Below are 7,744 nucleotides of genomic sequence, written 5' to 3'. Positions count from 1 at the left end.
GCCCTCAACTGCGCGGCGATGCCCGATAACGTGGCCGAGAGCGAGCTGTTTGGTTATGCCCCCGGCGCCTTTGGCAACAACACCGAGGGCAAGCGCGGCGTGCTGGAGCTGGCGAGCGGCGGCACCCTGATGCTGGACGAGATCGGCGACATGTCTCCTCACCTCCAGACCAAGTTCCTGCGGGTGTTGCAGGATGGGGTATTCCGCCGGGTCGGTGACGAGCAGGAGGTGAAGGTCAACGTACGTTTCATCTGCACCACCCAGAAGCAGTTGCTGGATCTGGTGCACGAGGGAACCTTCCGCGAGGATCTCTACTACCGCCTCAACGTGCTGAGTCTGGCGTTGCCCCCCCTGCGCGAGCGCAAGGCGGACATCATGGTGCTTGCCCAGCAGTTTGTCTCCCGCTTTGCCAGCGAATTGCAGCGGCCCCGTCCGCGCTTTACCCGCAACATGGCCGACTACCTGACCGCTTATCGCTGGCCGGGCAACGTGCGCCAGCTGCGCAACTGCCTCTATCGCGCCATGACGCTGCTGGAAGGGGATGAGCTGGGGCCGGAGCAGATCGACCTGCCGGTGGCGGCCGACACCATGCCGCTGATCGACGAGTGGTTCGAAGGGGGTCTGGATGATGCGGTGAAGCGTTTCGAGAGCCAACTGCTGGCCCGGCTCTATCCCGCCTTCCCGTCGACGCGCCAGCTTGCCAAGCGCCTGGGTGTGTCGCATACCGCCATCGCCAACAAGCTGCGGGAATACGGCATCAGCAAGAAGTGATCATGGTCTTGGTACCAGCCACCAGAGAGCCCGTTACCAGACGGGCTCTCGGTTTTCTTTAAACGATGCTTGGAAATGAGGGCTGAGGAAGACTTGTCAGGCCTGTGTCAGCCAACTTACTATTTGAGTTCATATATCCGAACCGCAGTGCCACTGCAGCGGTGTTGTTAAGGCGGCCACGTCCCGATCATGCTGTTACTCTTTTCCCCCCGTTTCACTGCTCGTCTGGCGCTCCTGTTGGTGGCGTTTGGCCTGCTGTTGCCCCGCGCGCAGGCGGAAACGGCCGCCGAGAGCCGGGCGACGGCCGTCAGGGAGCTGGTGCTTGATCTCCTGAGTTACACTCGCTGGCCCAAGGAACCCCCGATTTTGCGCATGTGTGTGGTGGCACCGACCGAATATGCCGGAGCCCTCTTTACCATCAATCGTCAGGCCAATGGCCGTACCGTGCAGGTCAATCGTTACGAGACCAGTGATCCGGCTATCGCAGGCAACTGTGATGTGCTCTATCTCGGGATGGTGAGTGAGCAGACCCGGGTATCCCTCTTCACTCGTTTGCAGGGGCACGCGATTCTCAGCATCAGCGAACATAACCAGGAGTGCTCCAGCAGTGCGGTGTTCTGTCTGCAGACGTCACTGGAGAGCGTGCGGGTACGCTTCAAGGTGAATCTGGATGCTCTGGCCCTGAGTGGCGTGCGGGTGCATCCCGCCGTGCTCAAGTTGGGGCATGCAGACAAGCGGGAGGCGCCATGACTCGACAGGTGAGCATGCCGCCTCGCAGGCTGACTCTGCGCCAGAGTCTGGGGCGAACCCATCTGGTGGCCGCCATCACCGCCGTCAGCGTGGCGGGCCTCTTTTTTACTCTGGTCGCCTTGCTGGTGGTGCGTTTTTACGCCGACCACAATCTGGAGCTGGTGGCTCGCGCCATCAGCTACAGCGCCGAGGCGGCGGTGGTGTTCCACGATGAGGAGGCCGCCAACGAGGCGCTCGGCGGGATTGTCGCCCATGAGGAGGTCGCCGAGGCCCGTATTCTCCTGCCTGATGGCAAGCTGCTTGCCCACTGGATGCGGCCAAGAGGCAATCCGCTGGTGACGCTCGAAGACTATCTGGCCCAACTGCTGATGCCGGGGCCCGCCAAGATCCCCATGCTGCGGGGGGGTGAGCAGATCGCCACCATCGAGCTGCGCGGCCATGGCGAATACCTGTTGCTGTTTTTGCTCTCGGTGCTGCTGGTGATGGTGGTCTGTCTGGTGTTGAGCGCCATGGTGGCACTCTATGTGGCTGGCCGGATGCAGGTCACCATCACCTCGCCGCTGCGCAAGCTGGCGCGGGTGGCCCACTCGGTACGTCGTCAGCGCACCCTGGGGATGCGGGCGCCACCGGCCGATATTGTCGAGCTCAATGAGCTGGGTGATGACTTCAACTCCCTGCTGGACGAGCTGCAGGCCTGGCAGGCCCAGCAGGCCCGCGAGAATGCCAGCCTGCTCCATCAGGCGACTCACGATGCCCTCACCGGACTGCCCAATCGTGCCCTGTTTGAAGCGCGGCTCGGGCAGGCGATCTCTGTGGGCGAGCAGGGGGGATTTGCGCTGCTCTATCTTGACTGCGACCGCTTCAAGCAGATCAACGATACCTTCGGTCACAATGGCGGTGACGACGTGCTGGTGACGCTGGCCAGGCGGGTACAACATCAGCTGCGTCCGGACGATCTGGTGTTTCGTCTCGGCGGCGACGAATTTGCGCTGCTGGTTGGCCCGCTCCTGCGCCAGCATGAAGTGGAGGAGGTGATTGGCCGCATCCAGCAGGCGATGAGCGAACCGGTAGCGCTGCGTGATGGCCGTCAACTGGTGGCCGGGGTGAGCATCGGCTTTGCCATCTATCAGGCGGGCATGAGTGCCAGCGTATTATGTGAACAGGCCGATGCCGCCATGTATCTGGCGAAACGGGCGCGCCGCAGCGAACCGCAAACCCTCACCGGTCAGGCATGAATAACAACATACATAAGGAGCAAACCATGAAGATCACTCGGTTGTTGAAGGTCACCCTGCTGGGATTGATGTTGTCGCTGCTGGCCGGTTGCCAGAGTGCCCCCAGAGGATTGACTCCGGAACAGATCGCCGTGCTCAAGGAGCAGGGTTTCCGTCTGACCGATGAGGGGTGGACGCTGGATCTGGCCAACCGGGTGCTGTTTGCCAATAACGTGGGGGCGCTCAATCCACAGACCCGCCAATCGGTTGAATCCCTGGGCAAGACCCTGCTGGGTGTGGGGCTGGACAAGGCGCGGGTGGATGGTCACACCGACAATACCGGCGAGAGCAGCTACAACCAGCAACTCTCCCTGAAACGGGCCCAGTCGGTGGCCGATGTGCTGATTTCTGTGGGCATGAAGCCGGCCAATCTGGAGATCCATGGCCGTGGCGCGACCTTGCCGGTGGCGGATAACAAAACCAGAGAGGGACGGGCCGCCAACCGTCGGGTTGCCATCGTCATCAGCGCTCAATAACCCTTCTCATCGTTTCGTTACCCATAAAAAAAGAGCGCCCGACCGGCGCTCTTTTTGATCGCGACAGCTGGGGTCGCGGGGGAAGGTGGGGCAGAGTTACTGCGCGCTATTTTGCCCGTTGTTGTCGTGATGGCTGCGCAGACGGATGTTGATCATCTCCACCACCAGCGAGAAAGCCATGGCGAAGTAGATGTAACCCTTCGGAATGTGCAGATCCATCCCCTCGGCCATCAGGGCGAAGCCCACCAGGGTGAGGAAGGAGAGGGCCAGCATCTTGATGGTGGGATGCTCATCGACGAAATCGCCGATTGCCTTGGCGGCAAACATCATGATGAAGACGGCGATCATGATGGCCAGCACCATCACCGGCACATGGTCGGCCATGCCGACCGCGGTGATCACCGAGTCGAGGCTGAACACGATATCGAGGATGGCGATCTGGATCAGGGTGCTGATAAAGCCCGAGGCCGCCGCACTGACGCTCTCAGGTTCAGCTGCCCCTTCCAGAGTGACGTGGATCTCGTGGGCACTCTTGCCGATGAGGAACAGGCCCCCCAGCAGCAGGATCAGGTCGCGGCCGGAGATGGCTTCACCCAGCACGGTAAAGAGCGGATCCGTGAGACGCATTACCCAGGCGAGCGAGAGCAGCAGCAGGATCCGGGTACCCATGGCGAGGCCCAGACCGAGAATGCGCGCCTTCTGACGCTGAGCTTCTGGCAGACGACCTACCAGGATGGAGATAAAGATGATGTTGTCGATACCGAGCACGATTTCGAGCAGGGTAAGGGTAGCGAGTGCGACCCAGGCAGAGGGATCAAGAACCCATTCCAGCATGATTGAACCTTGGTGAAAAAATTTAAGCAGCGCATTCTAGCAGGGGGGCGGCGGCTTGTCCCTCTGGTGTAAAAAGATAAAAATGGTGCCCATCGCAGGGGAGGCAGGCATGTTTCGATTAGGGTTCATCATTAATCCGGTCGCCGGGATTGGCGGTGCAGTGGGGCTCAAGGGCAGTGACGGTGTGGTGGCCGAGGCGCTGGCCCGCGGCGCCGTGCCCAAAGCGCAGGAGCGGGCGCGGCAAGCCTTGTTGCCACTGTGCGAGCTGAGCGTCCCGTTCGAACTGCTGACGGTGGCGGGAGAGATGGGGGAGACGGTAGCCCGATCTTTGGGATTGCCCTGTCGGGTCATCTATCAACCGGTCGGGGAGAGTACCTCGGCCGATGATACCCGCCACGCCGCTGAGCTGATGCGCGAAGCCGGGGTCGATCTGCTGCTGTTTGCCGGTGGCGATGGCACGGCGCGGGATATCTGCGCGGCGGTGGGGGAGTCCTGCCATGTGCTCGGCATTCCGGCGGGGTGCAAGATCCACTCCGGCGTCTACGGGGTGACCCCGGCTGCCAGCGGGCGGGTAGTGGCGCGGATGATCGCCGGTGAACTGCTCAGCCTGATCGATGCCGAGGTGCGCGACATCGATGAGGAGGCGTTTCGTGCGGGCAAGGTGCGGGCCCGCCACTACGGCCAGCTGAAGGTGCCCGGTGATCTGCGTTACGTACAGGCGGTCAAGCAGGGGGGAAAGGAGTCCGAAGAGCTGGTGCTGGCGGATCTCGCCGCCGGTGTAGTAGAGCAGATGGAGCCCGATACGCTCTATCTGATGGGCTCCGGCAGCACGGTGGCGGCCTGCATGGCAGAGCTGGGTCTGGAAAATACCTTGCTCGGTGTGGATCTGGTGGAAAATGGCCGACTTATCGGGCAGGATCTCAGCGCCGCCGAGATCCTGACCCGGATCCGCGGCCGTCGCTGCCGACTGATCATTACCCTGATAGGCGGACAGGGACATCTGTTCGGGCGCGGAAATCAGCAATTGAGTCCTGAGGTGATTCGGTGTGTCGGGCTGGAGAATATCCAGGTGCTGGCAACCAAAGCCAAGCTTGCCGCCCTCGCGGGCAGGCCGCTGCTGGTGGACACCGATGATCCGCAATTGAACCGGGCGTTGTGTGGTTATCTGCGAATAATCACGGGATACAAGGATCAGGTCATCTACCCGGTGGCCAACCCGGAATAGGACGCCAAGGACGCTGCTGGCCTGGCGCCAGAGAGCCGCAATCAACCCGATTGCGGTTCCATACCCCCGAATTTTTTGCCGCAAATGAGGCTGCGTTACATGACGATTCACGATTTTGAGCACAAGTTGTTGGGACTGATCGACGGTATGGTTGCTACCGCGAGTGAAGATGAGCTCTTTGCCGGTGGTTACCTGCGAGGTCATATCTCACTGGCGGTGGCCCGGGCCGAGCTGGAAGGCAAGACCCTGGTACGGGACGTCAAGAGTTATGTGCTGCGCAGCCTCAATGAGGCGATTCTGCAGGGCGAGCTCTCCGAAGAGGATGAGAAACTGGTGCAGGCAATGTGGATTCGTTTGCAACAAGACGCAGAAGCTTGATCGGATACACATTTCAAACAGAAGTTTGAGTTTATCCTTCCCTGAAGTTAGTTAAACGTTAATAATAAGTTTCGCCTTTTGTTTCAGGGATTAAACTATGGCCTCCTCCTCACGCATTGCCAATAAACTGCCGCTCGAGATGCTCTATCACTGGGAGCGGCAGTGTCCTGATCTAACCTACCTGCGTCAAACCATCAACCGCGAATATGTCGACTTCACCTGGCGTGAAGTGGCCGATGAAGCGCGGCGGATGGTGACGGCCTTGCGTCACCTCGGTCTGGTGGCCGGTGACAAGGTGGCGCTGCTCTCCAAGAACTGCGCCCAGTGGTTTATCGCCGATCTGGCGATGCAGATGGGGCAGTATGTGAGCGTGCCCATCTATCCGACCGCCAACGTCGATACCATCGAATATGTGCTGCGCCACAGCGAAGCCAAGGCGATCTTCGTCGGCAAGCTGGATGACTGGAAGAGTCAGGAGGCTGGGGTGCCCGCCGATCTGCTGCGTATCGCCTTCCCCTACGACACCATGCCAGCCAGCCACCAGTGGGATGATCTGCTGGAAGCACACGAGCCGATCCCTGACAGCCCGGTGCAGGCACCTGACGCCCTGCTCAGTCTGGTCTATACCTCCGGCAGTACCGGCAAACCGAAAGGGGCCATGTTGAGCGTCGAGCGTTATGCCTGGTCGTGCGAGAAGCTGGTGGAGACGGTGGGACTTTGCCCGAATGATCGCGGTTTTTCCTACCTGCCGCTGGCCCACATCACCGAGCGGGTCTATGTCTACGGCGGCAGCCTCTATGGTTGTGCTGAAGTTACCTTTCCCGAATCCCTCGATACCTTTATCGAAGATGTCAAACGCTGCCGCCCCACCGTCTTTATCTCGGTGCCACGGCTGTGGGCCATGTTCCGCATCAAGATCCACGAGAAGCTGCCCCAGAAAAAACTGGAGTTGCTGCTCAAGATCCCGCTTATCTCCGGCCTTATCAAACGCAAGCTGCAAAAGGGGCTGGGGCTGGATCAGGCCCGTGTACTTGGCTGCGGCTCGGCGCCGGTCTCCCCTGCGCTGCTTGAGTGGTATCTGAGCATCGGCCTCAAGGTGACCGAAGCCTGGGGCATGACCGAGAACCACGCCTACTCCACCATCAACTACCCGTTCCGCGCCGACAAGATCGGCACCGTCGGCAAGGCGGGGCTTGGGGTTACCATCAAGATCTCCGACGAGGGGGAGATCCTCTGTCGCTGTGAAGGGATGATGCTGGGTTACTACAAGGACCCCGAGCACAGTGCCGAGGCCATCGATGCCGAAGGGTGGCTGCACACTGGCGACATGGGCAAGCTGGACCGCGAGGGTTACCTCACCATCACCGGCCGGATGAAGGATGTGTTCAAGACCGCCAAGGGCAAGTATGTGGCGCCGGTGCCCATCGAGGGTCTGCTGGGGCAGGAGCCCATCATCGAACAGCTCTGCGTGATTGGTTACGGCATGCCCCAGCCTATCGCGCTGGTGCAGCTGGCCGAGAGTGCCATGAAGGGTAATCGGGAGGAGGTCAACGCCAGACTGGAAGCGGCGCGGGTGCGGGTCAACGATCAGCTGGAATCTCATGCCAAAATTCGCGGCATTCTGGTGGTGAAAACCCCCTGGAATATCGAGAACGGTGTGCTGACCCCCACCATGAAGATCAAGCGTCACCTGCTGGAGCATAAATATGCTCGACTGGGGGATGACTGGTCATCCTCCCACGCAGTGGTCTGGGAGGAGTAAGGTTCCCTTTACTGCCGATAACAGCATCAAACAACCGCGGCTCATTATGGGCCGCGGTTGTTTTTGGTGATTGTCACTCACCCCTGTTTTGCGGACGAGTGAACACGCCCCCTGGCTAGATCAGCGCCAGCGCGGCTGCCAGATCGGCGATCAGATCGTCGGCATCTTCTACCCCGATACTGAAGCGGATCAGATCGTCATTGACCCCGACAGCGAGGCGACTCGCCTCGTCCATGGCGGCGTGAGTGGTGCTGGCCGGATGGCAGGCCAGACT

The 7,744-nt window shown here is 60.6% G+C and carries 9 protein-coding genes; 7 read left to right on the top strand and 2 right to left on the bottom strand.

Annotation, left to right across the window (positions count from 1 at the left end; genetic code table 11):
- From LD28_RS0118795 to yfiB, 4 genes are all read left to right on the top strand, one after another.
- On the top strand, nt 1–771 hold a 771-nt coding region (locus LD28_RS0118795), incomplete at its 5' end, for a sigma 54-interacting transcriptional regulator (RefSeq protein ID WP_033138451.1).
- A gap of 189 nt (nt 772–960) precedes the next feature.
- Nucleotides 961–1,521: a regulatory sequestration protein YfiR gene (gene yfiR, locus LD28_RS0118790; protein ID WP_033138449.1), complete on the top strand. Its 561-nt coding sequence runs from the start codon at nt 961–963 to the stop codon at nt 1,519–1,521.
- A complete protein-coding gene (gene dgcN / locus LD28_RS0118785; protein ID WP_033138448.1) occupies nt 1,518–2,756 on the top strand; it encodes a diguanylate cyclase DgcN/YfiN in 1,239 nt (412 codons plus the stop codon). Before yfiR ends, dgcN begins: the two co-directional genes overlap by 4 nt.
- A 26-nt stretch (nt 2,757–2,782) precedes the next feature.
- Nucleotides 2,783–3,271, top strand: a complete 489-nt coding sequence (gene yfiB / locus LD28_RS0118780; protein WP_033138447.1) for an outer membrane lipoprotein YfiB — start codon at nt 2,783–2,785, stop codon at nt 3,269–3,271.
- A gap of 96 nt (nt 3,272–3,367) precedes the next feature.
- On the opposite strand, the gene LD28_RS0118775 is transcribed toward yfiB, so the two are convergent.
- Complete coding sequence (locus tag LD28_RS0118775; RefSeq protein ID WP_033138446.1) at nt 3,368–4,105, bottom strand: TerC family protein; 738 nt, start codon at nt 4,103–4,105, stop codon at nt 3,368–3,370.
- A 109-nt stretch (nt 4,106–4,214) separates the two neighbouring features.
- On the opposite strand from LD28_RS0118775, the gene LD28_RS0118770 reads away from it, so the two are divergent.
- The 3 genes from LD28_RS0118770 to LD28_RS0118760 all read left to right on the top strand — a co-directional run bounded on the left by LD28_RS0118770 (nt 4,215) and on the right by LD28_RS0118760 (nt 7,470).
- Nucleotides 4,215–5,330 carry an ATP-NAD kinase family protein gene (locus tag LD28_RS0118770; protein WP_033138450.1) on the top strand — a complete coding sequence of 372 codons (1,116 nt, stop codon included), beginning with the start codon at nt 4,215–4,217 and terminating at the stop codon, nt 5,328–5,330.
- A 99-nt stretch (nt 5,331–5,429) separates the two neighbouring features.
- Nucleotides 5,430–5,708, top strand: coding sequence for a YfcL family protein (locus tag LD28_RS0118765; RefSeq protein ID WP_033138445.1), 279 nt, complete (start codon nt 5,430–5,432; stop codon nt 5,706–5,708).
- 97 nt (nt 5,709–5,805) lie between these two features.
- Nucleotides 5,806–7,470, top strand: coding sequence for an AMP-binding protein (locus LD28_RS0118760; protein WP_033138444.1), 1,665 nt, complete (start codon nt 5,806–5,808; stop codon nt 7,468–7,470).
- A 115-nt stretch (nt 7,471–7,585) separates the two neighbouring features.
- On the opposite strand, the gene LD28_RS22655 is transcribed toward LD28_RS0118760, so the two are convergent.
- On the bottom strand, nt 7,586–7,744 hold a 159-nt coding region (locus LD28_RS22655), incomplete at its 5' end, for a PLP-dependent transferase (protein WP_193354324.1).

Origin of the sequence: Aeromonas finlandensis (genome assembly GCF_000764645.1) — a bacterium.
GTDB lineage: Bacteria > Pseudomonadota > Gammaproteobacteria > Enterobacterales > Aeromonadaceae > Aeromonas > Aeromonas finlandensis.
Note: the sequence above shows the minus strand (reverse complement) of the source record. Positions and strands in the feature narration are given on the sequence as shown.

Bases quoted from the DNA above. Each gene is read 5' to 3' on its own strand.
- yfiR (WP_033138449.1), top strand. From the start codon at position 961: ATGCTGTTACTCTTTTCCCCCCGTTTCACTGCTCGTCTGGCGCTCCTG.
- dgcN (WP_033138448.1), top strand. From the start codon at position 1,518: ATGACTCGACAGGTGAGCATGCCGCCTCGCAGGCTGACTCTGCGCCAG.
- yfiB (WP_033138447.1), top strand. From the start codon at position 2,783: ATGAAGATCACTCGGTTGTTGAAGGTCACCCTGCTGGGATTGATGTTG.
- LD28_RS0118775 (WP_033138446.1), bottom strand. From the start codon at position 4,105: ATGCTGGAATGGGTTCTTGATCCCTCTGCCTGGGTCGCACTCGCTACC.
- LD28_RS0118770 (WP_033138450.1), top strand. From the start codon at position 4,215: ATGTTTCGATTAGGGTTCATCATTAATCCGGTCGCCGGGATTGGCGGT.
- LD28_RS0118765 (WP_033138445.1), top strand. From the start codon at position 5,430: ATGACGATTCACGATTTTGAGCACAAGTTGTTGGGACTGATCGACGGT.
- LD28_RS0118760 (WP_033138444.1), top strand. From the start codon at position 5,806: ATGGCCTCCTCCTCACGCATTGCCAATAAACTGCCGCTCGAGATGCTC.